General features: G+C 67.5%; 24 protein-coding genes. 11 read left to right on the forward strand and 13 right to left on the reverse strand.

The features are described 5' to 3' along the window. The first annotated feature begins 6 nt into the window (after positions 1–6). Both E6K79_02590 and E6K79_02595 read left to right on the forward strand, forming a co-directional pair. The gene (locus E6K79_02590; GenBank protein TMQ66259.1) at positions 7–1656 is read left to right on the forward strand and encodes a hypothetical protein; all 1650 of its coding nucleotides are present in this window, start codon (positions 7–9) and stop codon (positions 1654–1656) included. A gap of 32 nt (positions 1657–1688) precedes the next feature. Next, the gene (locus tag E6K79_02595) at positions 1689–2330 is read left to right on the forward strand and encodes a hypothetical protein (GenBank protein ID TMQ66260.1); all 642 of its coding nucleotides are present in this window, start codon (positions 1689–1691) and stop codon (positions 2328–2330) included. On the opposite strand, the gene E6K79_02600 is transcribed toward E6K79_02595, so the two are convergent. Genes E6K79_02600 through E6K79_02610 form a run of 3 tightly spaced genes read right to left on the reverse strand, consistent with a single transcriptional unit; the run spans position 2305 to position 4861 of the window. Next, entirely contained in the window at positions 2305–3225 is a 921-nt protein-coding gene (locus E6K79_02600) for a proline dehydrogenase (protein TMQ66261.1), read from the reverse strand. The two genes, E6K79_02595 and E6K79_02600, sit on opposite strands and share 26 nt — an antisense overlap. Positions 3226–3237: 12 nt before the next feature. Continuing rightward, complete coding sequence (locus E6K79_02605; GenBank protein TMQ66262.1) at positions 3238–4146, reverse strand: FkbM family methyltransferase; 909 nt, start codon at positions 4144–4146, stop codon at positions 3238–3240. Positions 4147–4153: 7 nt separating this feature from the next. Continuing rightward, positions 4154–4861: a type 1 glutamine amidotransferase gene (locus tag E6K79_02610; GenBank protein ID TMQ66263.1), complete on the reverse strand. Its 708-nt coding sequence runs from the start codon at positions 4859–4861 to the stop codon at positions 4154–4156. On the opposite strand from E6K79_02610, the gene msrA reads away from it, so the two are divergent. Then, positions 4835–5533, forward strand: a complete 699-nt coding sequence (msrA, locus tag E6K79_02615) for a peptide-methionine (S)-S-oxide reductase MsrA (protein TMQ66264.1) — start codon at positions 4835–4837, stop codon at positions 5531–5533. The two genes, E6K79_02610 and msrA, sit on opposite strands and share 27 nt — an antisense overlap. 21 nt (positions 5534–5554) lie before the next feature. Here the strand turns inward: msrA and E6K79_02620 are convergent, their stop codons facing one another. Continuing rightward, positions 5555–5896 carry a cytoplasmic protein gene (locus E6K79_02620; GenBank protein ID TMQ66265.1) on the reverse strand — a complete coding sequence of 114 codons (342 nt, stop codon included), beginning with the start codon at positions 5894–5896 and terminating at the stop codon, positions 5555–5557. Between the two features lie 57 nt (positions 5897–5953). Between E6K79_02620 and E6K79_02625 the strand changes: the two genes are divergently transcribed. The 6 genes from E6K79_02625 (at position 5954) to E6K79_02650 (ending at position 11619) form a co-directional block, all read left to right on the forward strand. Continuing rightward, positions 5954–6805, forward strand: coding sequence for a hypothetical protein (locus tag E6K79_02625; protein TMQ66266.1), 852 nt, complete (start codon positions 5954–5956; stop codon positions 6803–6805). A gap of 7 nt (positions 6806–6812) precedes the next feature. After that, a complete protein-coding gene (locus E6K79_02630; GenBank protein ID TMQ66267.1) occupies positions 6813–7820 on the forward strand; it encodes an ornithine cyclodeaminase family protein in 1008 nt (335 codons plus the stop codon). Continuing rightward, the gene (locus E6K79_02635; GenBank protein ID TMQ66268.1) at positions 7807–8769 is read left to right on the forward strand and encodes a pyridoxal-phosphate dependent enzyme; all 963 of its coding nucleotides are present in this window, start codon (positions 7807–7809) and stop codon (positions 8767–8769) included. Before E6K79_02630 ends, E6K79_02635 begins: the two co-directional genes overlap by 14 nt. Positions 8770–8879: 110 nt before the next feature. Next, a complete protein-coding gene (locus E6K79_02640) occupies positions 8880–10451 on the forward strand; it encodes a radical SAM protein (GenBank protein ID TMQ66373.1) in 1572 nt (523 codons plus the stop codon). Between the two features lie 115 nt (positions 10452–10566). Next, entirely contained in the window at positions 10567–11040 is a 474-nt protein-coding gene (locus E6K79_02645; GenBank protein ID TMQ66269.1) for a hypothetical protein, read from the forward strand. A gap of 15 nt (positions 11041–11055) precedes the next feature. Next, the gene (locus tag E6K79_02650) at positions 11056–11619 is read left to right on the forward strand and encodes an SRPBCC domain-containing protein (protein TMQ66270.1); all 564 of its coding nucleotides are present in this window, start codon (positions 11056–11058) and stop codon (positions 11617–11619) included. 49 nt (positions 11620–11668) lie between these two features. Here E6K79_02650 and E6K79_02655 read toward each other — a convergent pair whose 3' ends face one another. The 4 genes from E6K79_02655 to E6K79_02670 all read right to left on the reverse strand — a co-directional run bounded on the left by E6K79_02655 (position 11669) and on the right by E6K79_02670 (position 18384). Beyond that, positions 11669–12790 (reverse strand): tetratricopeptide repeat protein, encoded by a 1122-nt coding sequence (locus E6K79_02655; protein TMQ66271.1) that lies wholly within the window; start codon positions 12788–12790, stop codon positions 11669–11671. A gap of 660 nt (positions 12791–13450) precedes the next feature. Beyond that, positions 13451–15604 carry a hypothetical protein gene (locus E6K79_02660; GenBank protein ID TMQ66272.1) on the reverse strand — a complete coding sequence of 718 codons (2154 nt, stop codon included), beginning with the start codon at positions 15602–15604 and terminating at the stop codon, positions 13451–13453. Positions 15605–15656: 52 nt separating this feature from the next. Then, entirely contained in the window at positions 15657–16289 is a 633-nt protein-coding gene (locus E6K79_02665; GenBank protein TMQ66273.1) for a hypothetical protein, read from the reverse strand. A gap of 265 nt (positions 16290–16554) precedes the next feature. Then, positions 16555–18384, reverse strand: coding sequence for a hypothetical protein (locus E6K79_02670; protein ID TMQ66274.1), 1830 nt, complete (start codon positions 18382–18384; stop codon positions 16555–16557). Between the two features lie 130 nt (positions 18385–18514). Here E6K79_02670 and purT point away from each other — a divergent pair, with 130 nt between their 5' ends. Continuing rightward, positions 18515–19711: a formate-dependent phosphoribosylglycinamide formyltransferase gene (purT, locus tag E6K79_02675; GenBank protein TMQ66275.1), complete on the forward strand. Its 1197-nt coding sequence runs from the start codon at positions 18515–18517 to the stop codon at positions 19709–19711. 176 nt (positions 19712–19887) lie between these two features. Next, positions 19888–21666, forward strand: coding sequence for a hypothetical protein (locus E6K79_02680; GenBank protein ID TMQ66276.1), 1779 nt, complete (start codon positions 19888–19890; stop codon positions 21664–21666). On the opposite strand, the gene E6K79_02685 is transcribed toward E6K79_02680, so the two are convergent. From E6K79_02685 to E6K79_02705, 5 genes are all read right to left on the reverse strand, one after another. After that, positions 21663–24026, reverse strand: coding sequence for a hypothetical protein (locus E6K79_02685; GenBank protein ID TMQ66277.1), 2364 nt, complete (start codon positions 24024–24026; stop codon positions 21663–21665). The two genes, E6K79_02680 and E6K79_02685, sit on opposite strands and share 4 nt — an antisense overlap. Positions 24027–24153: 127 nt before the next feature. Next, a complete protein-coding gene (locus E6K79_02690) occupies positions 24154–24594 on the reverse strand; it encodes a hypothetical protein (GenBank protein ID TMQ66278.1) in 441 nt (146 codons plus the stop codon). A 341-nt stretch (positions 24595–24935) separates the two neighbouring features. Then, positions 24936–25205 carry a hypothetical protein gene (locus tag E6K79_02695; protein TMQ66374.1) on the reverse strand — a complete coding sequence of 90 codons (270 nt, stop codon included), beginning with the start codon at positions 25203–25205 and terminating at the stop codon, positions 24936–24938. A 410-nt stretch (positions 25206–25615) separates the two neighbouring features. Then, the gene (locus tag E6K79_02700) at positions 25616–26230 is read right to left on the reverse strand and encodes a hypothetical protein (GenBank protein ID TMQ66279.1); all 615 of its coding nucleotides are present in this window, start codon (positions 26228–26230) and stop codon (positions 25616–25618) included. Between the two features lie 99 nt (positions 26231–26329). Next, on the reverse strand, positions 26330–26525 hold a 196-nt coding region (locus E6K79_02705), incomplete at its 5' end, for a tetratricopeptide repeat protein (GenBank protein TMQ66280.1).

Raw genomic sequence — 26525 nt, forward strand, 5'->3', positions numbered from 1 at the left:
AAGACGATGATTCGCGCCTGCTTCGCCGCCTCGCTGCTCCTTCTCTTCGCGTTCTCCACCGCCTCGGCCCAGCACGATCACGGAAGCGCGCCGGCCGGGTCCGGACCGCCGCCTCTCTATAGCGGGCTCGGCACGCTCCACCACAAGGTGACGACCAAGAGCCCCGTGGCTCAGAAATATTTCGACCAGGGGTTCCGCCTCACCTACGCGTTCAATCACGACGAGGCCGGCCGAGCGTTCCGCGAGGCGGGGCGGCTCGACTCGACGTGCGCCATGGCGTACTGGGGCCAGGCGCTGGTGCTCGGGCCGAACATCAACATGCCGATGAGCCCCGAGGCGGAGGCGAGCGCGTATCCGCTCGCGCAGCGCGCGCAATCGCTCGCAACGGCGGCGAGCGAGCCGGAGCGCGCGTACATCGCGGCGCTCTCGAAGCGCTATGACGCGGTGGCGGGCACCAATCGCGCCGCGCACGATTCCGCGTACGCCGACGCCATGCGCGACTTGGTGAAGCGTTATCCGAACGACCTCGACGCCGCGGCGCTCTGCGCCGAGGCGCTCATGGATTTGAGGCCGTGGGATCTCTGGACGCTCGACGGGAAGCCACAGCCCGGCGCGACCCAGATCGTCTCGATGCTGGAGGGAGTTCTGAAGCGAAACCCGGACCACGTCGGCGCGCTCCATTACTACATCCACGCCGTCGAGGCCTCGCCCGAGCCGGCGCGGGCGGAGCCGTACGCGGACCGGCTCGCCAAGCTCACTCCCTACGCCGGGCACCTGGTCCACATGGCCTCGCACATTTATCTCCGCGTCGGCCGTTACGAGGACGCACAGGCGATCAACGCACGCGCCATAGCCGCGGATCGGGACTACATCAAGAAGCAGAACGTGAAGGGCATCTACACGGTCATGTATTACCCGCACAACCTCCAGATGCGGTGGTCCGCGCTCTGCTCGCAGAGCCGCCGGGCCGACGCGATCGCGGCGGCCAAGGACCTCGCGGACGCCGTCCCCGACTCGCTGGTCCGCGAGATGCCGATGGCCGAGTTCTTCCTGCCTTCGCACTACCTGACGCAGGTGCGCTTCGGGCTGTGGGACGAGATCCTCAAGGAGGCGGCGCCTCCGGCGAGCATGCCGATGCGCCGAGCCGCCTGGCATTACGCGCGGGGAATGGCGCTTGCGGCCAGAGGGAAGAGTGCGGAAGCGGCAGCCGAGCGCGACAGCGTCGGAGCGATCGCCGGCTCGTTCCCTGCCGACGCCTATTTCAGCTTGAACCCGGCCGCCGCGGTTTTCCGATTCGCCGAGGCGCATCTCACCGGGGAGATCGCGGCTCGAAGCGGTAAGACGGACGAGGCGGTAGCACTCCTCCAGAAGGCGGTGGGGATGCAGGATTCGCTCCACTATGACGAGCCGCCGGCCTGGAGCATGACGGCGCGGCAGTCCCTGGGCGCGGTGCTGCTCGCCGCGGGGCGCGCCGCCGACGCGGAGGCGGTCTACCGCGAGGACCTGGCGCGCTTTCCGGAAGAAGGCTGGTCGCTCTATGGGCTGACGCAGGCGCTCCGGGCGCAGAACAAGGCCAAGGAAGCGGCCGCCGCCGAGAAGAGGTTCCGTCTCGCCTTCGCCCAGGCCGACGTCACGCTCCAAGCCTCGCGCTACTAGGCTCGAGGCGCTCGAAGGCTCAGGGGAAGTCGATGCTCTCCGCTCCGTCGCTCTTGACCTTCGACATCTTCGGGACCGTCGTCGATTGGCGGCGCGGTCTCACCGAGTCCGTACGCTCCCACGGCGTCGAAATGGGCGACCGGGAGTTTCAAGCAGTCATCGATTGGCAGGCGCGCGCCGAGTCGCAGGCGTACCAATCCTACGCCGATATCCTCGGGGAGAGCCTCGTGAGGGTCTTGCGCTTGGATCGCGAGGCCTCGCGCGCGATCGCCGCGGGGGCCGGACGGTGGCCGCTCTTCCCCGACTCCGCGGACGGCCTTCGCACGCTCATGCGCTCCGCTCCCTGCGTCGCGATGACGAACAGCGACCAGATGCACCGCCGCCAGGTGGAGGACCAGCTCGGCTTTCGGATGAGCGGCTGGATCTGCGCGGAGGATGTGGGCTGCTACAAGCCGGCGGCCGAGTTCTGGATCGCCGTGGGCGCGCGGCGGAGCGTTCCGTTCGGCCCGGCCTGGTGGCACGTCTCGGCCTACGCGGACTATGACCTCGCGACGGCCGGCCGCCTGGGTCTCACGACCGTCTTCGTCAAGCGGCCGCACTCGATCTGGGGCCCTTCCTCGCTCGAGACCGCGGATCTTCGCGCCCTCGCTACTTCCCTTGGACGAGGCTCCTGAGCACGAAGGCGACGTTGGCCGGCCGCTCGGCGAGGCGGCGCATGAAGTAGGGCACCCACTGCGTGCCGAAGGTGACGTAGACGCGGACCCGGTACCCCTCCCGCGCGAGCGACTCTTGCAGGTCTCGCCGCACGCCGAGGAGCATCTGTGCCTCCCAGTCGCCGGGCTTCCGCCCGTTCTCGCGCGCGAGGTGCTTGGCGAGGCCGAGCATCGCGACGTCGTGCGTGGCGATCGCGGGGACGAATCCCTCGGTGAAGAGGATCCGCATGAGCTTGGCATAGTTCTCGTCGACTTGCCGCTTCTCGGGGAACGCGACCTCCGCCGGTTCCAGATACGCCCCCTTGACCAGCCGGATCTTCGGGCGGAGGGGGCGGAGCCGGCGAATGTCGTCCTCGGTTCGACGGAGATACGCCTGCACGGCGAGGCCGACGTTGTCGTGGCGCGATCGGACCTGCTCGAAGAGATCGACGGTGGCGCCGCAGACTGCCGAATGCTCCATGTCGATCTCGACGAAATTCTGGAACGAGGCCGCGTCGGCGGCCAGCCGGAGCGTCAGCTCCAGGCAGAGGTCGGGCGAGAAATCGATGCCGAGCTGGGTCGGCTTGATCGTGATGTTCCCGTCGATCTTTCGATCCGCCAGGTCCCGGAGAATCCGGTGGTAGCTCTCGTAGGCGGCCTCGGCCTCCCGCCGCTCGGTCACGTTCTCGCCGAGCTGGTTCATGATGACGAGCATCCCCTTCGCGTTCAGACCCGCGGCGGTCTGGAGCGCCTCCTCCAGCGTCTCTCCGGCGATGAAGCGGCGCGCGAAGCCCAGGCGCATCCCGGTACGGGCGATCGGTCGCGTGACGAGCGGCTTCGTGGAGAGCCAGGAGATGAAATCGCGAAGGAAGGGCATGAGCGGGGTACTCTACCCGACGCGCGGGAAGAGGATGAGCTCCAGATTCTGCTCCGGGAGCGGGTGCGCGTCGAAGATCTCGGGGATCGCGGCGACGTCGCGCGTCTCGATTCGCCCGGTCGCGGCGTCCACGATCGCGAACCGCGCGAACCGGGATCGAACGATCTCGGCGTAGGCGTCCCGCTCCAACCCGGAGCGCCGGATCCCGTAGGGCCAGAACTCGCTGATCACCGGCATTCCTTGGCGCAGGGTTTCTTGGGCGCCCCGGAACAGTCGCCCCTCGTGGCCCTGGATGTCGACCCAGACGAGACCGATCGTTCCGGGATCGACGCGCGCTTCCGTCCGGAGCAGATCGTCGAGGCGGCGCCCAGGGACCCGTACAGCGACGCGGCGTTCCTCGCCCATCCGCGCGGAGGCGCCCGTGGTCGTGGCGCGGACGCGGTGGTCCCCGAAGTTCACGTCCGAGAGCTCCAGCTCCACCTCCCCCGCCTCCTCCGTGATCGCGACGGGGAAGGGGCGGATCCGGTCGCCCAAGCCGTTCTGCTCGATATTCCTCGTCAGTAAAGCGAAGTTGCGCGGATCCGGCTCGATCGCGATCGCCTCCCGGAAGTACCCGCGCTGCAGCATCGCGATGCAGATCATCCCGAGGTTCGCCCCCACGTCGACCAAGATGTCCCGGCCCGGCTTCCCCACGAGCCCTTCGCGCTTCAGGTAGTCCATCGAGCTCGTGATGAGATCGATCTCCCAGGCCCGGTGGATGTAGAGCGCCTTCGCGTTGTGGAGGTCCATGTTGCTGAACGAGAGGATCCCGTTCGCGGTCTGGACGGTGAGGATCCGGGGCGTACGGCCGGGGCCGCCGCGCACCATGCCCCAGCGAAGCTTGCGGTACGCGCGGCTCAGCCGCTGCCCGATCGTCGGCATGCCCGCGCTAATCGTCGCCGCCGATCCGATCGACCCAGCGATCGAAGACGATGCTCCCAACCCGCCTCATCTCGCGGACGGCGCTCGGCGCCTGAGCGAGGATCCGGTCACCGTCCGCCCCCGCCTCCCGAAGCTCCTCCCCGAAGCTCTCGACCATGGCTCGCACCATGGCCTCGTCCATCTCCATGTGGAAGAGCAGCCCGTAGGAGGCGCGCCCGTGCCGAAACGCCTGGTGAGGCGTGAGCGCCGAGGATGCGAGGGGAACGGCGCCGCGAGGAAGCTCGAACGCATCTCCGTGCCAGTGGAACACCGCGATCTCTTGGTCCACGTCGCGCCAGATCGGGTCGTGGGCCGCCGCGTCCGTCAGCGTCACCGAATACCAACCGATCTCCTTCCGCGCGGGCTCGACCTTCGCGCCGAGCGCCGCGGCGAGTAGCTCGCTCCCCAGGCATACGCCTAGGACGGGCTTTCCGGATCGCACGGCGTCGCCGATCAGCCCGATCTCATCGCGCAGGAACGGAAGGCGACCCTGGTCATAGACGCCCATCGGACCCCCCATGACCACCAGCGCATCCCGTCCCTCCATGGAGGCCGGGATCCGCTCCCCGGCGTATCCGCGAATGGTTTCCATCTCGATGCACCGCCGATCGAGAATCTCCGCGATCAGGCCCGGCGTCTCAGGATCCGCATGGAGCAGGACGGACACTCTCGACACGGATGCTTCTCCTCCCCGTATACTCAGGTCGTGAACCTTCGAATCCTAGTACTCGCCGCGACGATCGCCTGGGGCACGGTGGGGACGCGCGGCGACGCCGCGACGGTCGCCCAGCCGGCTCGCACGGGCGCGCCCGCCGACACCGCCACCTTCGCGGGCGGCTGTTTCTGGTGCATGGAGGCAGCGTTCGAGGCGCTTCCGGGCGTCTTCTCGGTCACTTCCGGATTTTCCGGCGGACCCGAGAAGAACCCAACCTACAACCAGGTCTCGGCCGGGCTGACCGGCCACCGCGAATCGATCCAGGTCCTCTACGACCCGAAGAAAATCACGTACGCGAAGCTCCTCGACGTCTACTGGCACAACATCGATCCGACGCAGGACGACGGACAGTTCTGCGACCGCGGGAAACAATATCGGTCCGCGATCTTCTTCCGCGGCGCGACCCAGCGCCGGAGCGCCGAGGCATCGAAGCGGGCGATCGAGAGCGGGAAACGCCTGAAGGGGCCGATCGTCACGCCCATTCTCCCTTTCACGGCATTCTGGCCCGCGGAGGAGTACCACCAGGATTACTACAAGAAGAACCCGGAGCACTATCACGCCTACCGGACCGGCTGCGGCCGCGATCGGCGCTTGCTCGAGGTCTGGGGCGCGGAGGCCCCGGTCCATTTGTAGATCGCGAGGCGGCGGCCGGGTTCACTCGGAGTCGAACACGCTGTAAACCCACCACCGCTGTTTCGCGCCGGCCTTCGACCGGGCCTGCCTCTCGAAGTAGATCTTCATCTCCCGCCCCGCCGCGCTCCTGATGCGATACCAGTGCTTCCTTAGATATCGCTCCTGCATCGCGGCGCCCGGGCGCGAGTATTCCTTCCACCGCTCGAGCACCTCGGCGATGACGAGCTCTTCCCCGCGCCAAACGAAGCGCTCCGGAAGCATCGGCTCGCCCACCGCCTGGAATTCATTCTCGCCTGGCGCGGGGCTCTCCCCCGCGCCCGCGAAGAGCGGCTTGAGCGGTTCGCTGATGAGGCTCTCTTTCACGATCGAATCTCTCGCGGGCACGATAGGACTATATCAGTCCTTGTGTTACCCTTCACCATGCCCCACGCGGATCCGTCCGGTTTTCGCCTTCCCGATCTTCGCTTCGCCGCGGTGGATCTCCTCGTCCCCCACGAGAAGGAGGACCAGCGGAGAACCGAATCGCTCGCCGCTCGCCTACGCGAGTCGGGAATCTTACGCAACCCCCCGATCGTGACCCCCGCCCGCTCCGATCAGCGCTTCGTCGTTCTGGACGGAGCCAATCGCGTCTCGACGATCCGCGCGGCCGGGTTTCCGCACGTCGTCGTCCAGGTCGTCCCGTATGAAGGCCCCGGGGTCCGACTCTCCACCTGGCACCACGCCCTGGGAAAAGTCGCGGCGGAGGAGCTGGAGCGCGCCCTCCCGTCGATCCCCGGGCTGGAATCGCATCGGGAAGATCTGAGCCACGCCCGCGCGCTCCTGGCGCGCCGGGAGGCGATCGCGTTCGTGGAGCGCGCGGACGGCGCCGTGATCTGCCTGCACGGAGGCCCCGACCTCCACGCTCGAAACGCGCTTCTCAACGCCGTCGTCGATCTCTACCGCGGGAAGCACCCCTACCATCGCGTCACCCGCGACTCGATCGAGGAGGCCCGGGGCCGCCATCCGGACGCGGCCGCGCTCGTCGTTTTTCCGCAGTTTCACCCCGAGGAGATCCTCGAGGTCGCCCTCGGCGGCGCCCGCCTCCCGGCCGGAATCACGCGGCACGTGATCGCGTGGCGCGCGCTCCGGATCAACATGCCGCTCGACGTCATGGCCGACCCAAGTAGGAAGCTCCCGGAGAAGCAGCGCTGGCTCTCGGAGTGGCTCGCGGAGCGGGTCGAGCAGAGCGCCGTGCGGTTCTACGAGGAGAGCACGGTTCTGTTCGACGAGTGACCGAACGATGAAGGTTCGAATCATCGCCCAGGCTGACGTCCCCCGGCTCCTCCCCATGGCGGAGTGCGTGAGCCTGATGGCGGACGCGCTCCGGGGCCTGGCCCGGGGGGAATCGGTCCAGCCGCTCCGCACCGTCACGCGCGTTCCGGAAGGAGGGGGCCTCCTCGCGTCCATGCCCGCCTATCTGGGCAGCCCTCGCGCCCTCGGCGTGAAGGTCATCACCGTGACCCCGGCGAACCAGGGCACGCCGTTCGACTCGCACCAGGGCGCGGTGCTGCTTTTCGAGCCGGTGCACGGAAGCCTCGTCGCGGTCATCGACGCGACGTCGATCACCTCGATCCGGACCGCCGCCGTAAGCGCAGTCGCGACCGACGCCCTGGCGCGAAACGGCGTCACCAGCGCGGCGATTCTGGGATCCGGCGTTCAGGCGGCGGCGCACCTCGAAGCCCTGCGGGTGGTCCGGCCGATCGAGCGGGTGCGCGTCTGGAGCCGGAGCTTCGATCACGCGAAGGCGTTCGCCGCGCGCGAATCGGCACGTCACGGGATCCGGATCGACGCGGCGCGCTCCGCGCGCGAAGCCGTCGACGGAGCGGAGGTCGTCTGCGTTGCGACGGCGGCGCGGGAGCCGGTGCTCCTCGGAGAGTGGATCGCGCCCGGCACGCACGTGAACGCGGTCGGTGCCTGTGTCCCGACGTGTCGCGAGCTCGACACGGAGGCGGTGCGGAAAGCGCGCCTCTTCGTCGACCGGCGCGAGTCCGCGCTTCACGAGGCCGGCGACATCCTGATCCCAATCCGAGAAGGCGCCATCCGGGAGGATCACATCATCGGGGAGATCGGCGACGTCCTCCTCGGCCGAGTTCAAGGGCGCCGCGGCGACGAGGAGATCACCCTGTTCAAATCCTTGGGCCTCGCGATCGAGGATCTGGCGGCGGCACACAGGATCCACGCCAACGCGACGGCGGGCGGCGTCGGGTCGATCGTCGATCTTGGAGGGCACCGCGATGCGCCCGCTTGAGGCGCCGCGCCTCGAGGAGATTCGCGCCGCCCGCGAGCGGATCGCGTCCACCGTCTTGCGGACGCCGCTGGTGCGTCTCCAAGCGGACGACGCTCCGGCCGAGATCCACCTGAAGCTCGAGAATCTGCAGCCGATCGGCTCGTTCAAGCTGCGCGGCGCTGCGAACGCGATGCGGCTTCACCCTCGCGACGCGCTCGCACGAGGCGTCTATACCGCGAGCGCGGGAAACATGGCGCAGGGGGTCGCATGGAACGCTCGTCTCCTGGGCGTCCCCTGCGCGGTGGTCGTCCCCGAGCACGCGCCGCGCACGAAGCTCGACGCGATCGAGAGGCTGGGCGCCCGCATCGTGAAAGTACCTTTCGACGTCTGGTGGAGCGTGTTGGTCGAGCGCAGCTATCCCGGCATGGAGGGTCTCTTTATCCACCCGGTGAGCGACCTCGCCGTGATCGCCGGGCACGGCACGATCGGCCTCGAGATCCTGGAAGATCTCCCTGATGTCGACGCGATCCTCGTCCCCTATGGCGGCGGCGGGCTGAGCTCGGGCATCGCAGCCGCGGCCCGGGCGCTCAAGCCCGGCGTGAAGATCTTCGCCTGCGAGGTGGCCACCGCGGCGCCCTTCGCCGCATCGCTCGCCGCGGGCTCGCCGCGCTCGATCGAGCACAGGCCTAGCTTCGTGGACGGAATCGGCGGGAAGAGCCTGCTCGCGGAGATGTGGCCGATGGTGAGGGAGCTCCTCGCGGGGTCGATCACCGTGGAAGTCGCGGAGGCGGCGGCGGCGGTCCGCCTCCTCGTGGAGCGGAATCGGGTCGTCGCGGAAGGGGCGGGAGCGGTGCCGGTCGCCGCCGCGCTCACCGGGCGCGCCGGCCCCGGAACGGTGGCGTGCGTCGTTTCCGGCGGCAACATCGACGCGGAGAAGTTAGCGAAGATCCTGGCGGGAGGAATCCCGTGAAACACCGTGCTGCCATCGATTTCCCTCGATTTCCGTCATTTAGTACGCATTATGTGGTCGGCCGGGGTAGATTAGGGTAACTTAACCAGAAGTTAACCAGGGAGGTGCAACTGCGACGACTTCGCGTAGGGATCGTTGACCTCGTAGCCCGAACGCCGACGCGCTCGTTATACGCATGGGTGATGCACGCAAACCTCGCGAGCATCATGCCCCAGGTGATCGGCGTATGGTGTGAAGAACAAGGCCACGAAGTCGAGCTCGTCTGCTACACCGGATTCGAAGACCTCACCCGGCTGATCCCCCACGACATCGACATCCTCTTCATCAGCGCCTTCAGCCAGGCGGCCCAGCTTTCCTACGCGATCAGCAACATGTACCGGAAGAAGGGCGTCATCACAGCGCTCGGCGGACCGCACGCGCGATGCTATCCCCAAGATTCGCAGAAGTACTTCGACTACGTGCTTGGATTCACCGACAAGGAAACGCTGAAGACGGTTCTGGACGATTGCACTCAGCACCGGCCGGTCGGGCTCTACCTGACCGCGAAGAAACACCCGCCGACGCTACCCGGCGTTCGCGAGCGATGGAAATTCATCGAGCCGATCATCGCGAAGGCGCCGACGTTCAAGCTCGTCCCGATGATCGGGAGCCTCGGTTGTCCGTACACCTGCCCCTTCTGCATCGATTCGACCGTCGATTATCAGCCGCTCGGCTTCGAGCAGATCCGGGAGGACCTCCGCTTCCTGCGCACGAAGATGAAGCGGCCGCGGGTCGGATGGCATGACCCCAACTTCGGCGTCCGGTTCAACGACTACATGAACACGATCGAGGACGCCGTGCCCCCCGGCAGCATCGATTTCGTCGCCGAGAGCAGCCTGTCGCTCCTCGCGGAGCCGCACCTCGTCCGCATGAAGAAGAACGGCTTCAAGGGGATCCTCCCCGGGATCGAATCGTGGTATTCCCTCGGGAACAAGGCTGGAACGGGAAGCGCGATCCAGGGCGCGGAGAAGGTCCGCCAGGTCTCCGAGCACGTGAACCAGGTGCTCCGCTACATCCCGTACGTGCAGACCAATTTCGTCTTGGGGTTGGACATGGACCAGGGCGATGAGCCGTTCGAGCTGACGAAGCGATTCGTCGACATGACGCCGGGCGCGTTTCCCGGCTACTCGCTCCTCACGGCGTTCGGGCAGGCGGCGCCGCTCAACCTGCAATTGCAGAAGGACCAGCGGGTGTCCGCGTTCCCCTTCCACTTCCTGAACAACAATCACGCGATGAACGTGAAGCCGAAGAATTACGGGTGGCCGGAATTCTACGACCGTGTGATCGACCTCACCGAATACACGTTCTCATGGCGCGCCATCGTGAACCGGTATCGCGCGAGCAAGGAAGCCATCCCGCGCTGGATGAACGTGGTCCGCGCGATCTCGACGGAGGGCTTCGGCCGGATCCGCTACCACAACGCCGTGCGGCAGATGCTCGACCAAGACCCGACGTTCCTCCCTTACTTCGACGGCGAGAGCGAATCGCTGCCGCAATTCTACGTCGATCGGGTGAAGCGCGACCTGGGCGGCCTGTGGGATCATCTTCCCGAGGGGGCCCTGTACCACGACCCCAACGCGTACTTGAAGTCCCACACCCGGGGGAACGGGGATCCCGCTCTCGCGCTTCCCATCGTCTCCTAGCATCCCGCGCGACACAACTACAGGGAGGCGGCGCTCCTTAAAGTTCGAGGGGAATCGCGCCGATTTTACTTGAGTGACGCCCGACAAGAGCACGACGGAACTGCGCAGCCGATCCGTGACCCAGCACCTCGCGCGCCGGGTCTGGACCGCATTCATCCTCACCTTCATCGTTTCGCGGGCGACGGTGCTGGTGACGTCGCTGGATTGGTTCCCGAACCTCCACCTGCAGCTCGGGACCACGCATGTCCATCATCTGAACTTCGGCATCGCCCTCCTGACGATGACGGGCGCGTATCTCCTCTTCGTCCGTCCGGCGGGGCGGGCCCTGAATGCCGCGGCACTTCTGTACGGCATCGCCCTGGGGCTCACCTTCGACGAATTCGGGATGTGGTTCCACCTCGAGGACTTCTACTGGCAGCGTGCCAGCTTCGACGCCGTCGTCGTGATCGCGGGGCTGCTCGGCCTCCTGATCGTGGCGCCGTCGCTCCGCCGCTTTCGTCCGCGCCACTGGGCGACACTGGTCGGGCTTGCCGTCATCGTCCTCCTCTTCGGCGTACTGGTCCTGAAACCGCTCTGGTCCGCGGGCTAGACGGAGGTCGCCGCCTTGCCTCGCGCTGACTTCTGGGTCGCCGCATCGATCGCCCTGGCCCTTGGCGGCTCTCCTGCTACCTCCCTCGCGGCGCCGACCGAGGCAGCCGCGGACGACGCGGTCGTCAACGAAGCCGTGATCGACGGGCCGGCCGACGAGATCTGGCGCCTGATCACGACCAAGAGCGGAATGGAGTCGTGGATGGTGCCGCACGCCGAGGTGGATCTGCGCGTCGGCGGGTTCGTGAGGACGAACCACGCCCCGGACGGCAAGATCGGCGATCCGAGGACCGTCACGAACCGGATTCTCGCCCTGCAGCCGAAGCAGAAGTTTTCGTTCCAGATCGCGGAAGTCCCCGATGGAATCCCGATGATCGCAATGCTTGTCGGGACTCAATACGAGGTTCAGCTGAGGCCGCTCAGCCGCAAGCAGACGCGCGTCCGGTGCATGGGCCGTGGATTTCCGGGAGGGCCGCTCGGCTACACCGTGCGGGCATTCGCCGATCGGGGAAGCGAGTGGGCGCTCCAGCAGCTGGAGAAGGTGTTCGTCGATCGGAAGGCGCGGGCCCGCTCGAAGTAACGAAGCAGCCGCTATCCCCCGTTCCCCGGCCGGCGCCGCCACGCCGGGATTACCGACCCGACAGGATCCCGCGCAGGTACGCGATGCGCTTCCCGGGAGCGTCGTCGCCGGGACTCAGGGCCGCCGCGCGCAGGTAGAGGCCGATCGCCTCCTCCCACCGATGCTCCCGCTCCCGCAGCGCGGCCAGATCCATGAGGGCCGTGGCGTCGTTGGGGTCGAGCCTCAAGCCCTCTTCGAACGCGTGCGACGCCGCGGCCACGTCCCCTTGCGATGCTTCCAGGACGCCCAGATTCACCCAGGCCTCGGAGTAGCTCGGCCGGTCCTCCAAGGCGATCTTGTAGTGGCTCATCGCCTCGCCGGCGTGCCCCTCGGTCTGGAGCATCGCCGCCAGCGAATACTCCGCATCGGCGTTCATTCGCGACGACATTCCGCCCTGGCCCAGATTGCACACCGCATAGGTCGCGGCGACCCCCGCCAGGGAGGCGGCCTTCCGCGCCGGCGCGGCCGTGACAAACCAGCGGACGGCCTCCGCCGCGAAAATCGCGAGATACGGGACGAGCGGGGCGCGGTACCGGGCGGCGACGAAGAACGCGACGATCGAGAGCGCGTAGGCGACGACCAGGCACGCGAGAAGCGGGGCGCGCCTCCACGCCACCACCAGTCCCAGCACGGCGAGGGGGGCGAGCAGGCCGAACGGGAAGGCGAGGCCCGGCGCCTTCCAGAGCAGAACCGAGAGAACAGGCGAGTATTGCCGGGAAGGATAGATGGCCTGATTCCTGAAGATCTCATCCCCCCCGAGGAGGAGTCGCACCTTCTTCAGTTGGAGCCGGAGAAAGTCGATTGGGTCCTCCAGCGCCCATTGGAATACCCGCCGGGCGAAATAGTCGGACCAGCCGCTATGCGTCCGGATTCCGTGCTCGTAGGGCTCTTTGGTCAGCTCGGTCCAATGATGATCGGGCCGGATCTGGACCGTCTCCTCGTAGCGGGGGTTATTCCCGATATAGAGGTTGATTCCCGCGTTGGTCGAGATAAGGACCGCTTCCCCGCCCTTCACCGCGTTCCGAATCGTCACGGGCGCGATGACGAGTGCCGCGGCCAGAATCACGACATGCGCGTGGCGTCTCGCGAACGCGGCGAAGATCGGGACGAACAGCAGGGTTGTGGCCGTCACCAAGGACGCGGCCCCCGCCGCGAGGCCCGCGCCGGCCCAAAATCGGCCCGGTCGCGCGGCCCCAGCGGCCGCGATCGCGAGCGCCACCGCGAGGAGCTGGAGCGCGATCGTGAACGAGACCCCGAGCAGCTCCCCGTCGAAGTAGATCAGCGTCCCGTAGCACGCCGTAACGATTCCCGCGGCCAACCCCACGCGCGGGCCGAACTGGCGCGCGCCGATCCACGCGGTGAGGGCCGCCGCGGCCGAGCCGAGGATCGCCTGGAGCAGGCGGGGAGCGAAGAAATCGGTCGGGCCGGTGATCGCGTAGACGAGCGCGAGGATGTACGAGTACCCGGGAGGCTGCCAGAACACGGCGTCGGGGTGGCCGTGCCCCGCGAGGATGGACCGCGCAGCGTCGTGATAGGTCCACGCGTCGATGATGGGATGGGTGAAGTAGGGGCTCCGGCGCATCGCGAGGATGTTCGCGACGCGCAGCGCGAGCGCGGCGAGGAATATCCAGACGAGGGCTGCCGGAGGGAGGAAGGTCCGCGCCCCCGTGGCTCCGCCGCGGCCGGCAGGCCGGCGAGCGGTCGATGGTGTGGCTCTCCCCCGGGATTTCGCGGCCTTCTTCATGGGCGGGTGGAGAGTTTAGGCCACCCGCCGGACGCGCGGAAGCGCCGTCTACCGCACGAGCGCCACCCGCCGCGCGAGCGTCCACCCGACGCCGCGCAAGCGAAGGAAGTAGACGCCGGACGGTGCGCTGGCGCCGCTCTCCAGCCTGCCGTCCCATCGGAATGGGGTCTTCCCCGCGTACGTGAGTCCCCGCCTCAGGGTACGGACATGGCGCCCGGTAAGGTCGAAGACGTCGAGCGAGACCGTCTCGTTTTGCGGGAGCTCGATCTCGGCATCCAAGGTCGAGCGGAACGGGACGGGGCTCAGGAATCGAATGCCGGCCCGCGCCGGCGGCGCCGGCGGCGCGGAGACTCCGGTCGGGGCCGACGACTGGACGCGCGTGATCACGGTGACGCTCTCGCGGGCGGCCGGCGCCACCGGACCGAATGCGAACCCGAGCGCCAATCCCACGAAGGCCGGCCCCGCGGACGTGCCGCCCGCGAGCGGCTGGTCCTGGGCGACGCGCGCGGCGAGCTGGGAAGCGGTGTCCACGTCGGCGCTGTAGACGGCGCCCAAGGACCCCGAGCCGGAGTGGACGATCCAGCGATTCGGCGAGATCGCGTCATACTGCACCAGCTTCGCCGTCGTCCCCACGCCGGCAGGCGCGGCGGTCGTGGCGCCGTCCGGATCGCCCCGAAGGCGCGGGGTGATCACGTCGACGTACGTCAGGTCGCGAGGTCCCGACGCCCGATTGGTGAACACGAATTTGCGGGTCACCGTGCCCGCGGCGGCATCGACGCAGGTCTCGAGATCGATGTCGAACGGATCCAAAAAGACGTGCGACGTGAGGCAGCTCCCCGAGATGTCCGTGCAATCGCGGATCCGCGCGTCCCTGAGGTACCCGACTCCCCGGATCCGGCTCCCTGCGTCCGCGAAGGGAACGATGCCGGTAAGGATCGCGTTCCCGACCGCGCTCGACCCGAGCGTATCTCCCAGCGCGATGCGAACCCGGAGCGCCGGCATGTCCGCCTCGAGCACCGGGGCCTTGGGGACGATCTTGAAGACCTCGCCGCCCTGGTCGCAGATGTAGAGCTCGCCCCGCGCGTCCTCGCCGAAGCTCGTGATGCTGTTGATCGCGAGCCCGCCGCCCGGCGCGAGCTCGGCCGTGCGGTCCGTCACGTTCGTAAGCGTTCCGCCCTGGAACTGACCCGACCAGATCTCCGCGGTGCAGTAGTCCGCGAAGAAGTACACGCCACTCCAGTCGGGAATGGCGCAGCCCCGGTAGATGTACCCACCCGTGATCGCGCAGCGGCCCAAGGTGTGCCCGTATTCATAGTCAGGGAACACCTTGGGACAACCCGGCGCCGAGCACGACCCGCACGGGGTCGTGGTGCTCGGAGCGAAGGCGAGCGTTCCCTCGAAGCAGCGCCAGCCGTAGTTCGCGCCCGCTCCGGTCCCCGCGGGGACGAAGTCGATCTCCTCGCGCTGGCTCTGGCCCACGTCCGCGATCACGAGGTCGTGGGTCTTCCGGTCGAAGCTGTTGCGCCAAGGATTCCGGAGCCCGAACGCCCAGATCTCGTCCAGGCCCGGTGTCGCTCCGAAGTACGGATTGGTGGGCGGGCTCGTGTAGCCCGCCCCGCTCACGTCCAGGCGGAGCAGCTTCCCGAGAAGCGTATTCAAGTTCTGCGCCCGGTCTTCCGGATCGCCACCGCTCCCTCCGTCCCCCGTGGCGACATAGAGGTACCCATCCGGACCGAACGCAAGCCATCCGCCGTTGTGATTGTCGTACGGGTCCGGGATCGTGAGGATTCGCGTCCCGCCCGGATTGGCGATGTCGGGGTTTCCGGAGACGGTGTACCGCGCCACGACGTCCGCCCCCGTCGAGTCGCTGTAGTCAATGTAGAAACGCCCGCTCGTGGCGTAGTCGGGCGCGAACGCGAGCCCCAGGAGCCCCTGCTCGCCCCCCGTCGCGAGGAGACCGGTCGTGAGGAACGGCGTGCCCAGCACCGCGCCGTTCTTGAAGATCTTGATGCGGCCGCGATTGTCCGTGCCGCGCTGCTCGACGATGAAGAGGCGGGTCGTGTCGCCGGGCGGCGCCGCGACGTAGAGCGGCATGCTGAGGCCGCTGGCGATGCGGACCGTCGTCAGCGGCGTGGCCGAGCGGGCCTCGCGGACTCCGGTAGTGGAGGCGACGAGGCAGATCAGGATCAAGAATCGACGCATGATGAGATGCGCCGGCCCCGGCGGCTTCCGCCGCCGGAGCCCGGCGCGTGGATCAGCCGCGCGGTCGCGCGCGGTCGACGTTCCGGCTCCCCGGCCGGAACGGTTCTTTGAGCACGACCTTGACGCCCGAGATCGTCTTCGTCATGACGGTCTGGACCTGCTCCAATGCGCTGGAGCTGATCTCGCCTGCCGCCTGAATGGCGCCCGAACCGGCGGCCGACGCGGCCTCTTCCGCGCTCATGCCCAAATCGCGGGCGGCTTCGATCGCGCCTTCCACCGCTCCCTTCGCGGCTTCGGCAACGCTCCCGCCCACGTCAAATGCCCCCTTGACCACGGCGGCGGCGCTCGTGCTCACGGTCTCCGCGCCGACCTTGCCGACTTGCTGGGTGCCCTTGAGGGCGCCCACCATGATCGACTTGGCGGCGCCGCCGACTTCGCCGCCGACATCACTCACGGCGCGCACGGCCCCGGTGATCGTGTCGACGACAAGGCCGAGAAGCTCTGATCCCACCAAGCGAGTGCCTTTGATGGAGTGCGCGAGCATTCCGCTCACTGCGTCCACGGTGGCTTTCCCGACATCGCCGACTCCACCAATCGCGGAGACGATGTAGTCCCTCGTCTCCGACACGAAATTCGTCTGCTCCCTGTAGCTCCGGGTCCCGCCGTTCATGTCCCTGGCATTCATGGTGTACCTCCTTCCGCGGGGCGTTTTCTGCATGGCATATGCCACACGGGTCCCCCGTCCCCCTTAAAGGGCCCCGAACTCCCCACGGCTCAACCGTATCGGGGGTTTCCCGCGGGGAGGGCGGAGTGGCCCCAGCGCGGCCCGACGGGCCCGGGCGCGTCCCACCCCGTACACTGCACCGTATCGGACGCAATGCCGGAAACGCGAAGACCCCGGCGACGCCTGCCGCCGGGGTCCTTCTCACCTCTTCGTTGGGTTGGCTCGATCAGCCCGCGGGCTTGCGCATCTCGCTGGCCTTCCTCAACGCCTCGAGCGCCTGCTCGACCGCGCGGCGCACTTCCTGCCGCACGCTCGTCACCTCGCGATTCAGGATCGCGAATGCGGCCGGCGTCCCGATCCATGCGAGCGCCATCGCCGCCTCCCCCCGCCCACCCTCCGGACCCGAGCGGAACAATCCTCCGCGCGTCAGAATCTTCTCCAGGCGCGGCACCATGGCGTCCGATCCCGCCCGGCCGAAGGCCATGAAGAACGAGGTTCGCTCCTCGGCGTCGCGGCCGGCGAACTCCGGAGACTCGATGACGCTCCAGAGTACTTGGGCCGCTCGTTCGTCCACCCGCTTGACGACCGTCTGGGCGACGAGGATGCGCACGCTTCGGTCGGGGTCGCGGAGGGCGGAGTTCAAGTAGGCGCGGCTCACGGCGCTGTCGATGCCGCTTAGGGCACGCACGGCTTCCCTCCGAACCCGCACGTCCTGGTGGTAGAGCGCCTCGCCCAGCGCGCGCTCCACGCCCTGGTGCCCGATCCGGCCGAGGACGAAGAGGAGGTTTCGCACGACGAACCATCGGGGATCCCAGAGACGCTGGATCAACACGTCGACGTTGCTCCTGCATAAGATCGCGAGCGCTTCGCACAGGGCTCGCCGCGTCCTTCGATCCTGGGCCTCGCCCAGGAGGTCGCAGAGCGTCGGGGCGGCCGCGGTCCCAAGCAGAACGAAGAACTTCGTGAGGTCGGGCAAGTTGATGTCCGCCCGTGACCGGAGCGCCGCGGCGAACCGGACCATGAGGTCGGGCCGGGCGATCTTTTGAATGACCTGGTCGGTCGCCGCCTGGAATTCCCCCTGCGAGGCGGCCTTGGAGCTTGGAATCGCGCGAAACTGCTCGAGAAGGTCCCTCGCGCGCTCCACGTTGCCTGCCTCGATTTCGTACTCGAGAAGGTGGATCATCGTCGAGGCCATCTCGAGGTACTCCACCGGGCTTTCCTCCGCGTGGAGGATCATGGAGAAAATCTCCAAGAGCTGGTCCTGGGGCGAGTTGACTTCCTCGATCCTCGCGACCATGCGGATGTTCTCCGCCTCGACGTCGGTGAGCGCGAATCGATTCTCGGGATACTCCCGGCGATCGGGCGTATCCCCCGTCCGGAATGCCCAGTCGTCCGACCGCCCCGTGGGCAGCGCTCTCTCAGCCGTCCCGCGATCCGGATCGTCGTCCGTTCCCAGCGGCCATGGAATCCCATGGTCTCCCGAAGCGGCGCCGCTCGCCGGCGACTCGGAGCGCTCGCGGAGCTCCAGCTCCGCCGCCGAGACGCAGGTGTATTCGATGCGTTCGAAGCATTGATCCCAGAGGAGCGTCACCGCGTCGTCCGAGCATTGCTCGCCCTCGTCGGACGCCGATCTCAAGACATTCACGAGCGCGCGCAATTCACCGGAGTCGACACCCTGGCGCAGGGTCAGCTGCTGGACGCCCGCGTAGTAGAGCGCGGCGGGAATCGATTCCTTCTCGGTCGCGGTGTGGTAGACGACGTGGCCGGTATAGGAGAAGTGGGATTCCCCCACCGCGATCGTAAGGTCCCCCAACTGCCGCAGGCAGGCTTGGGTGCGCAGGCCGAGGTCGTCCGCGAGGCGCTGAAGGACCATTTCCTCACGGGTCGGAAGCCTGTATGTCTCCACCGTTCGCACAAGGGCCTCGGCCCAGGCGGATACCATATCGAGATCGGCCGCGAGGAGCTGGTCGCGAAGCCGTTCCGGAGTGACCTTGGGCCCTGTTTGATTCGGCGGCGCGCTCTGGTCCATATCGCGGTATGGATCGGCCCGATACATCCGTAACTTTAGCCGCGCCAAGGCGCTGAGGGGCGCCAGGGTCGCGCCGGCAGCCCCCCTCCGTCGCTTGCGTCCCGCTCCCAACCGGTCTACGCTCCGCGCTCCCTACACACCGACACCAGAGGTCCCCATGCGCATCGGAACCCCGCTCTCCGAAACGGCGACGAAGGTCATGCTCCTGGGCGCCGGGGAGCTGGGCAAAGAGGTCATCATCGCCCTCCAACGCTTGGGCGTGGAGGTGATCGCGGTGGACCGCTACGCCCACGCGCCGGGGCATCACCTCGCGCACCGTTTCCACGTCATCGACATGACGGACGCCGCCGCGCTGCGCGCGCTTGTCGAGGCGGAGCGCCCTCACATCATCGTGCCGGAGATCGAGGCGATCGCGACGGACGAGCTGAAGCGGATCGAGGATGCGGGCCTCGCGACGGTGATTCCCACCGCGCGCGCCGCCCAGCTCACCATGAATCGCGAGGGCATACGCCGTCTCGCGGCGGAAACGCTCCGCCTCCCGACATCCCGGTACGAATTCGCCGAGTCCGCCGAGCAGGTCCGGAACGCGGCGACCCACCTGGGCTTTCCCTGTCTGATCAAGCCGGTCATGTCCTCCTCCGGCAAGGGGCAATCGGTGCTCGATCGGATCGGCGACGTCGAGAAGGCGTGGACCTACGCGATCAGCTCCGGGCGCGTGAATCGCGGCCGGGTCATCGTCGAAGAGATGGTCCGCTTCGACTACGAGATCACGCTGCTCACGGTCCGCTCGCTGGACGAGCGCGGCACGCCAGCGACCTCGTATTGCGAGCCGGTCGGCCACGTGCAGGTGAAGGGCGACTACGTCGAGAGCTGGCAGCCGCAGCCGATGTCCGATACGGCGATCTCGCGGGCGCGGAACATCGCCAAGACCGTGACCGACGAGCTGGGTGGGCGCGGAATCTTCGGGGTCGAGCTGTTCGTGAGGGGCGACGACGTTCTCTTCAGCGAGGTGAGCCCCCGCCCGCACGACACCGGAATGGTGACGATGGTCACGCAGATGCAGAGCGAGTTCGACCTCCACGCGCGAGCGATCCTTGGCCTCCCCGTGAGCACCGACATGCGCTCCCCCGGAGCGAGCGCGGTGATCTACGGCGGGATGGATGGGAAGGGCATCACGTTCGAGGGCGTGGACGAAGCCCTGCGCGTGCCCCGATCCGACCTGCGATTGTTCGGAAAGCCGGAGGCCTTCACCCGGCGCCGGATGGGGGTCGCCCTGGCCTACGGCGCCGACGTGGCCGACGCGCGCCGCCGCGCCAAGCTCTGCGCCGGCAAGGTTCGACCGGTCAAGGTGTGAAGGGAGGGGTGCGGGTGATGTTCGTCTCGAGCGGTACCGCAGGGGCTCCTTGCTGGCAGCGTGCGATCGCCGGAGCCCTCCTCGCCGCGGCGCTGTGCAGCACCGGTTGCGCCGCATCGCGGAGTCAGCGGACCGCCTACCTGCAAGTCATTCGCCCTGACCAGAGGCCGCCGCTCGTGGGCGCTCGGGCCGCGGCCGACTCGCTTTTCGGGGACGGCCGACAGAGCCGGCGCGGGGACGGAATATCCGAGGAAGTGCGGGACTCCCTCGACGCGCTCGTCCGGCGCTTTACGCCGACCCTCGTGCTTCCAAAAGATGATGCCATCCGTGTCGGCGGCCGGCGATACCAGCTGGTCCCCTGCGACCCCTGGGTGCTCGCCGACACGCTCCACATCGACCGGATCGACGCGGCGCCGTACCAGCTTCGGTCGTACGAGAGCGTCCCCCTCCGCGATCTCGCGCCGGATTCCCTGGCGCGCCTGGTGGACGCGGCGTCCCAGTATCAGAGCGACCCGGATCACCTCGAAATCTGGTATTTCGACTTCCCTGGAGAGTCCCCCCGGCACTGGTGGAAGGAATACGGGCGGCTCCGCGAAGGACCCGACAGCGCCCGCTGGGCGGCGCCGGTTACGTGGGTCCACCCGTACCTCGACGCCACGGGGCGCGTCGTGCTCCAGTATTGGTTCTTCTACCCCTTCAACGACTACATGAGCGACCACGAGGGCGATTGGGAGCACGTCAACGTGGCCCTCAATGAAGACCGCGCTTCGATCCGGGAGATCCACTACTACTTCCATGGGCGGAGCGTGCGCCTCCCTCAGGGCAAATACCTCCCACAGATCCAGGACGGGACGCATCCCGTCGTGTACGTGGGCGGGCGCGCCTATATGGTTTCGGACTACCCGATGCGCCTGATCAACGGGGATCACAACTCCGGCTCGCACGGGAATTACCCCTATCCCGGCGAATGGGAGGCGGCCGCCGCGCTTGGCCATACGGAAAGCGTCGCGGGGCCGGGGGCCGACGCGGACCGAATCGTGTCCCACGACCAATTCCGCGCGGTGGTGACTCCCGAAGCGAGCCGGATCGACTATCGAGCGCACCCCGAGGTTCTTCGCGATTGGGCTCCGCTCCTCCTCCCGGTGAGATGGGGATTTCCGAGCGGCCCCTCGCTCGCATCGGTCATCAAACTGACGGACGTGGGCAATCGCGCGCCCTTCGGGCCGGCCTTCAACGCCGGCTGGAACCGCGCCGCGCCGGGCCTCGCCTATCCCAATTATCGCGTGCGACGGATTCCGGCGATGCGGTCCTACCTGGAGGACCTGCTCCAACCGTGGTACTACGCTTACATCTTTCGCCATCCTCGATATGTGAACGACACCCGCGGCTCGCTCGAGCGCCAGGAGCTGGAACGCCTCGGGCTCGCACCTCGAAGCGGCTGGAACGAGCGAGGAATCGGCTCCCCGATTCTCGGGCTTCACGTCGGATTCCCACGCGGGGATTTCGCGGACCGGTATGGGAATTCGGTCGGCTTCCTGTTGTGGCGGAATCTCTGGGTGAAAGCCCGCTTCGGCGCGCTGGAGCTGAACGGCGGCTACCAGAAATTCCAGACTCAGGAGAAGGGCGCGGGCTCGATCTTCGTTTATCCCGTTACCGCCAACGTCGCCGTTCGCGGGCCCGAGGGTCTCCTGCGTCCCTACGTCACGCTCGGAGTAGGACCGAGCGGTTGGGAATCGAGGCAGCGCATCCCCGGCACGAAGTCGAAGATTGTGACCTCCGGGTGGGGGGGCGGAGCGACCGCATCCTTGGGCATCGAATATTACCTACGGCCGAGAGTGGCGTTTGATCTCGGGCTGCGGTACACGGACCTGGCCGGGCCCGGCTCCGGAGCGGGCTTCGACGGTAATCGGCTCCGCGCCGTCAGTCTCTGGGCCGGGCACTACGTGCGCTTCTAGCCCAATCCGAGTCGCCGCAATATCTGCCGGAACCGGGGAGCGTCCCGGAGCGCGTCGAAACGCGAGTCCACCCCGAGATCCTTGACGCCGGAGGGCTGCTCCCGGCACGCCTTCTCGATCCAATCGAGGCACTCGTCACGAGCGCGAGCGTTGGATTGGCCGGCTCTCGCCAATCCCACCCAGACCAACCCGATGTCGAACGGGACCGACTGCCCTTGAGCGGAACGCCCCTCCAGCTCCTTGAGGACCTGCCCGGCCTCCGGGCTCCTTCCCGCGCGGCCCAGGGCGTATCCGAGCCCTCCAAGGACATACGATCCGCCTCCCGCGAGGGTTCGCGCGGTATTGCAGGACGCGATCGCCGAATCGATCGCCCCGCTCTGCGCGAACGCCATCGCGAGATAGAGATGCGTCGGCGCGAAGGCCGGATCGAGGTCGCGTCCGAGCCGATGCTGCCGGATCGCGTCGTCGTATCGTCTGGCGAAAAAGAATACGTCGCCGAGATTGGCGTTCATGATCGGCGAGAGAGGGTCGAGCTCGAGAGCGAGCCGCGCCTCGGCGATCGCCTCTTGGAACCGCCCTTTGTCTCGAAGCAGGATCGAGTACCAGTGATGCGCCGTGGCGTAGCTCGGCCGAAGCTCGATGGCTCGCTTGAAATCGGCCTCCGCCCCGGCCCAATCCCACCGGCGGTAGAGTTTCACCATGCCGAGCGCCGGGTAGGCCTCCGCCAGCTGATCGTCGATCTCGAGCGCCTTCCGCGCGGCCTCCTCGGCGCGCGGCAGGGCCTCGTCCGCCCGTAGCCCCGAGTAGAGATCGAGGAGAACATAGACGTCGGCCAGGCCGGCGTAAGCGAGCCCGAGCTGCGGATCGATCTCGGCGGCCCTCAGGAAATGCCGGCGCGCCTCCTCGAGCCCTGCCTGGGTTCGCTTGCTCCACTCGTGGCGACCCTTCAGATATTCGTCATAGGCTTCGGGATTGACGCGGCCGGCGCGTGCGAGACGCTCTCTCTCCTTCGCCGTCAGTCGGACGTGAACTTGACCGGCGATCGCCTCCGACAAATCCCGCTGCAGCGCGAAGACATCGCCCACCTCTCGTTCATATGTGTTCGCCCACAGATTCCGGTCCTCCGCCGCCGCGACCAGCTGCGCGCTGATCCGAACATGGCTGCCCGAGCGGAGCACCGCGCCTTCCACCACGGCGTCCACGTGGAGCTCCCGCGCGATGTCGGGCAGTGCCTTGCTGGTTCCTCGATACCGCATGACGGATGTCCGCGAGATCACCCGCAGGCTGCCGATCTGCGCCAGTCGCGCGATCAAGGCGTCGGTCATGCCATCCGCGAAGTAGCCCTGCTCCGAGCCGCCCGACAAGTCGTTGAGGGGCAGCACGGCAAGAGACTCGATGCGCCCGAGAGCGGGGCCGCGCAAGACACCGAGGCGGGAAGCGACGACGATCGCGACCGTCGCGAGCACGACCGCGGCGATCGCCCCCGCCATCGCCCATGGCCGGCGGCGGCGAGCGCGCGGGGCGGCCAGGGTCGTTCGCGTGGCGCCGATGCTTTGCAAGGCCGCCACGACCTCGCTCGCCATCGCATACCGAACGCTGGGGTCCTTCTCCAAGCATTTGAGAATGATCCCCTCGAGGCCCTCCGACAAATTGGGCGCGATCGCGGTGGGCTTTCTTGGGGAATCCTTGAGCACAGCCTCGATGAGCGAGGCGGTCGTGTCCTGCGCGAATGCGCGGGCGCCGGTCGCGATCTCGTAGAGCACGGCACCCAAGGCATAGATATCGACGCGCGCATCCGCTTCAACCCCGCGGAACAGCTCGGGAGCCATGTACGGCAGGGTCCCGGCGATCATTCCCGGCTGGGTGAGGCTCTCCGTGTTCCGCAGATCCGGCTCCAGTGTCTTCGCGAGGCCGAAGTCGAGGACCTTCACCGCACCCCGATCGGTCAGCATCACGTTCCCCGGTTTCAGGTCCCGATGGACGATTCCCGCGGCGTGTGCCTCCTCGAGAGCCTCGGCAATCTGGACGCCGATCGACAGGACCTCCGCCTCGGTGAAGCCGGCTTGGAGCCGGCGGGCAAGGTTCTCCCCTCGGACGAACTCCATGACGAGAAAGTCGACCCCGCCCTCGGAGTCGAAGTCATAAATAATGTTGATGTGGGCGTGGTTGAGCTTCGAAAGGGCGCGTGCCTCCCTGCGGAGACGCTTGCGCGCGGCCTCATCCGCGACGAGGCTCGCCGACAGGACCTTGAGCGCGACATCCCGGTCAAGGCGCTCGTCTCGGGCAAGATAGACGACACCCATGCCGCCGGCGCCGAGCTGTTCGGTGATGCGGTAATGGGAGAGGATCTTGCCGATCATTGGCCTTCCGCGGGCTGCTCCGGAGCGACTGGCGAGGCGACCGTCCGGGGACGATGTACCTAAGTCCGCGCTGAAACAATCGTCAATTCATCTGCGAGGATTGCTGTGGCGCGGCCGTGTGGCCGGATCAGCGCCCTTTCGGCTTGATGATCTCGCGGAGCGCGGCGTTGCTGCTCTTGGGCGAGGTCGTGGTCTTGTCGCGATCCGGCGTATCGGGGACCTCAGAGGAGCCGATCGGCGGCGGCGTGGGCAGGTCGGAGGAGTTTGAGATCCCGGGCGGAGTCGAGCCGTCCGAAGGCTGGCTCTCGCGCGGCTTGGGACGCTCTTCGTCCCGGACCGACGGGTTTACATAGGAGGGCGCGTAGGACGGCGGACGGGACCCGAACGAGTCGGCCGGAGGAGCGGGAGGGGCGGCGATGCCGGCCGGCTGAGACTCGGCGATGGGAGATCCGTCCCCGGGGCGCGAAGGCGACGGGACGCGGACCGAGTTTGTGAGCCAATCCAGCAGGAACGAGCCCAGCACGAGGGCACCCAGAAAGTAGATGAAATATCGATAGCGCCTGTACATCGTGATCCCCCCGAGTCTTATCCCCTCCGAAATATCGGCAACCCCCCTCGTCTCCTTAACGAGGGGGGTTGCGTGGTGGGACCTAACCTCAGTTCTGCCCTGATGCTACCAGCCTGCTTTGCCTCCACCTTGAACGCGGTAGGTCGAGAAGTGCCAGAGCGGGGCCGTGACGGTGAGGTCGAGGAGACTGACCACACAGCCCGCCACGGTCTCCCACTGACCCGTAGCCGGGTTGTAGTAGCCGATCGTGGCGATGGAGAGGAGCGAGCGGTCCATCGGCCGCGCGTCGGCCACGAGGAGGACCGGCAGGAGGAACCGGTTCGCCGAGGCCGGCGAGATGCTCAGGTTGACGACCGGCTTCGTGAGGTCCGGCTGCGACACGGTAATCGTCGCGGTCTGGAGAAGGGCGGCGGGCGGGACGATGACCGTGAAATTGCCGACGGCCACGGTGCCACCGAGGAGGCCAATGGTCTTCGTCTTGGTCGTCGTGGAATTGGAGCCGCCGCCAAGGAGATTGAGGCCCAGCACCCCGGCGGGCGCCGTATCGGTGGCGATCGCCGTGTCCGTGGCCGTCGCGCTGGATCCGTCGAGCTGGGGCTTCGTCGGCAGATCGGAGCATCCTGCGACCGCGAGCAGGGCCGCCAAGCTGAGGGCGAGAGTCAGTGCGAACCGGGAGCCACGGGACTTCATGATTTTCTCCTTTATGGGCCGCCGCCTCGGGGAGCCGCGCCGCCGTTCAGCCGGCGAGAGTCCCGGGGCTACACTTCGTGGGCGTAGACAAAGGCATCGGCCGTGCCCAATGAGGGGGAGCGCCGGGTTGCTTCTCGCACGAGGGCCGTGTAGGACGGAGTCTTAGTGGGCGACGTGGCTTGGGCGGTGGCCGGATAGAGCCACGGAGACCCCCTGTGCGCAAAGCACGACGGGGGTGTTGGTTCCGGAGCCCCTACCTGGGGATTCTCGCGGGGTTTGTGGGGCGGATCGCGCAGCGGGGCCGCGGCTGGTCGCCGAAGCGGCTAGCGCGCTAGTGTGAGGGCGCGAGCCAGGGCGAATTGAGAATGTGTAAAACGAGCACGGTGGTTGTGGCCCAACCTGCCCGACCCCCGAACGTCCCGAGCCTTCTCGCGCGAACCCAGTAGTAGGCGCAGCAGAGCGCGATCGTCCACAGCTCCACCCACCAGTAGCCTACCGGCATCGATTTCCAGAGTCCAAAACCGAGGTGGATGCTCGAGCCCGGCCAGAGCGCGAGGTCGGGCGGATGCATCGGGACATCGAGGAGGAAGTGGGAGAAGACCGAGAAGGCGAGCACCATTGCCACAGCCCGCCCCTGACCGAGAAACGCGGCCCCGAACAATCCCGCCCACACGAGCGACATCGCGAGCGAGTGGGACCAGTCGATGTAATCCAAGGAAAATCCCGGCGGGACGCCCGGCGTCATGGTCACGCGCTCGATCCCGAGCAGAACAAACGGGCCGAAGAGCAGGTCCAGGAGACCCACCCCGAGGAGCACCGCCCAGGTGGGGGCGCGAGGCTCCTTCGCCTTGATGGCCAGCCCGAACGCGAGATGCCCGGCGTACATCAGCGCGGCCCAGGCGGCTTCGCGGCCTCGCGGCTCTTCGCGCGCGGCCGGTCGAGCCATGCAAGGAGGGGCACGGGGATCAGGAACGCTACGAAGCAGAAGATCGCGAACGTCTGGGCGGTCATGGTTTGCCAGGGTAGGCCGGGCGTGCCTCCTCCTTCAATCCCCCACTTTGCTCAGGCTCTCCCGCGCGAGGCGCAGCTGCTCGCGGGCCTCGTCGTTCCGCGGGTCCTCCCTGAGCGCGGCTTCCAGCGCCTCGACGGTCTTGTCCTTCTGGCCGAGCTTCCAGTAGATCGCGCCGAGGTTGTAGTAGAGCACCGAAGCGTGCCCCGGATCCCAGCCCTTCTGTCTCAGG

The organism is Candidatus Eisenbacteria bacterium, assembly GCA_005893305.1.
In the GTDB taxonomy this organism is placed as follows: Bacteria; Eisenbacteria; RBG-16-71-46; order SZUA-252; family SZUA-252; genus WS-9.

What these genes read in the sequence shown, in the direction of transcription:
- msrA (TMQ66264.1), top strand. Translation starts at nt 4,835, where the DNA reads ATGGAGCAGGACGGACACTCTCGACACGGATGCTTCTCCTCCCCGTAT.
- E6K79_02690 (TMQ66278.1), bottom strand. Translation starts at nt 24,594, where the DNA reads ATGTACAGGCGCTATCGATATTTCATCTACTTTCTGGGTGCCCTCGTG.
- purT (TMQ66275.1), top strand. Translation starts at nt 18,515, where the DNA reads ATGCGCATCGGAACCCCGCTCTCCGAAACGGCGACGAAGGTCATGCTC.
- E6K79_02600 (TMQ66261.1), bottom strand. Translation starts at nt 3,225, where the DNA reads ATGCCCTTCCTTCGCGATTTCATCTCCTGGCTCTCCACGAAGCCGCTC.
- E6K79_02665 (TMQ66273.1), bottom strand. Translation starts at nt 16,289, where the DNA reads ATGAATGCCAGGGACATGAACGGCGGGACCCGGAGCTACAGGGAGCAG.
- E6K79_02595 (TMQ66260.1), top strand. Translation starts at nt 1,689, where the DNA reads ATGCTCTCCGCTCCGTCGCTCTTGACCTTCGACATCTTCGGGACCGTC.
- E6K79_02660 (TMQ66272.1), bottom strand. Translation starts at nt 15,604, where the DNA reads ATGCGTCGATTCTTGATCCTGATCTGCCTCGTCGCCTCCACTACCGGA.
- E6K79_02605 (TMQ66262.1), bottom strand. Translation starts at nt 4,146, where the DNA reads ATGCCGACGATCGGGCAGCGGCTGAGCCGCGCGTACCGCAAGCTTCGC.
- E6K79_02630 (TMQ66267.1), top strand. Translation starts at nt 6,813, where the DNA reads ATGAAGGTTCGAATCATCGCCCAGGCTGACGTCCCCCGGCTCCTCCCC.
- E6K79_02590 (TMQ66259.1), top strand. Translation starts at nt 7, where the DNA reads ATGATTCGCGCCTGCTTCGCCGCCTCGCTGCTCCTTCTCTTCGCGTTC.
- E6K79_02635 (TMQ66268.1), top strand. Translation starts at nt 7,807, where the DNA reads ATGCGCCCGCTTGAGGCGCCGCGCCTCGAGGAGATTCGCGCCGCCCGC.
- E6K79_02700 (TMQ66279.1), bottom strand. Translation starts at nt 26,230, where the DNA reads ATGGCTCGACCGGCCGCGCGCGAAGAGCCGCGAGGCCGCGAAGCCGCC.
- E6K79_02670 (TMQ66274.1), bottom strand. Translation starts at nt 18,384, where the DNA reads ATGTATCGGGCCGATCCATACCGCGATATGGACCAGAGCGCGCCGCCG.
- E6K79_02685 (TMQ66277.1), bottom strand. Translation starts at nt 24,026, where the DNA reads ATGATCGGCAAGATCCTCTCCCATTACCGCATCACCGAACAGCTCGGC.
- E6K79_02625 (TMQ66266.1), top strand. Translation starts at nt 5,954, where the DNA reads ATGCCCCACGCGGATCCGTCCGGTTTTCGCCTTCCCGATCTTCGCTTC.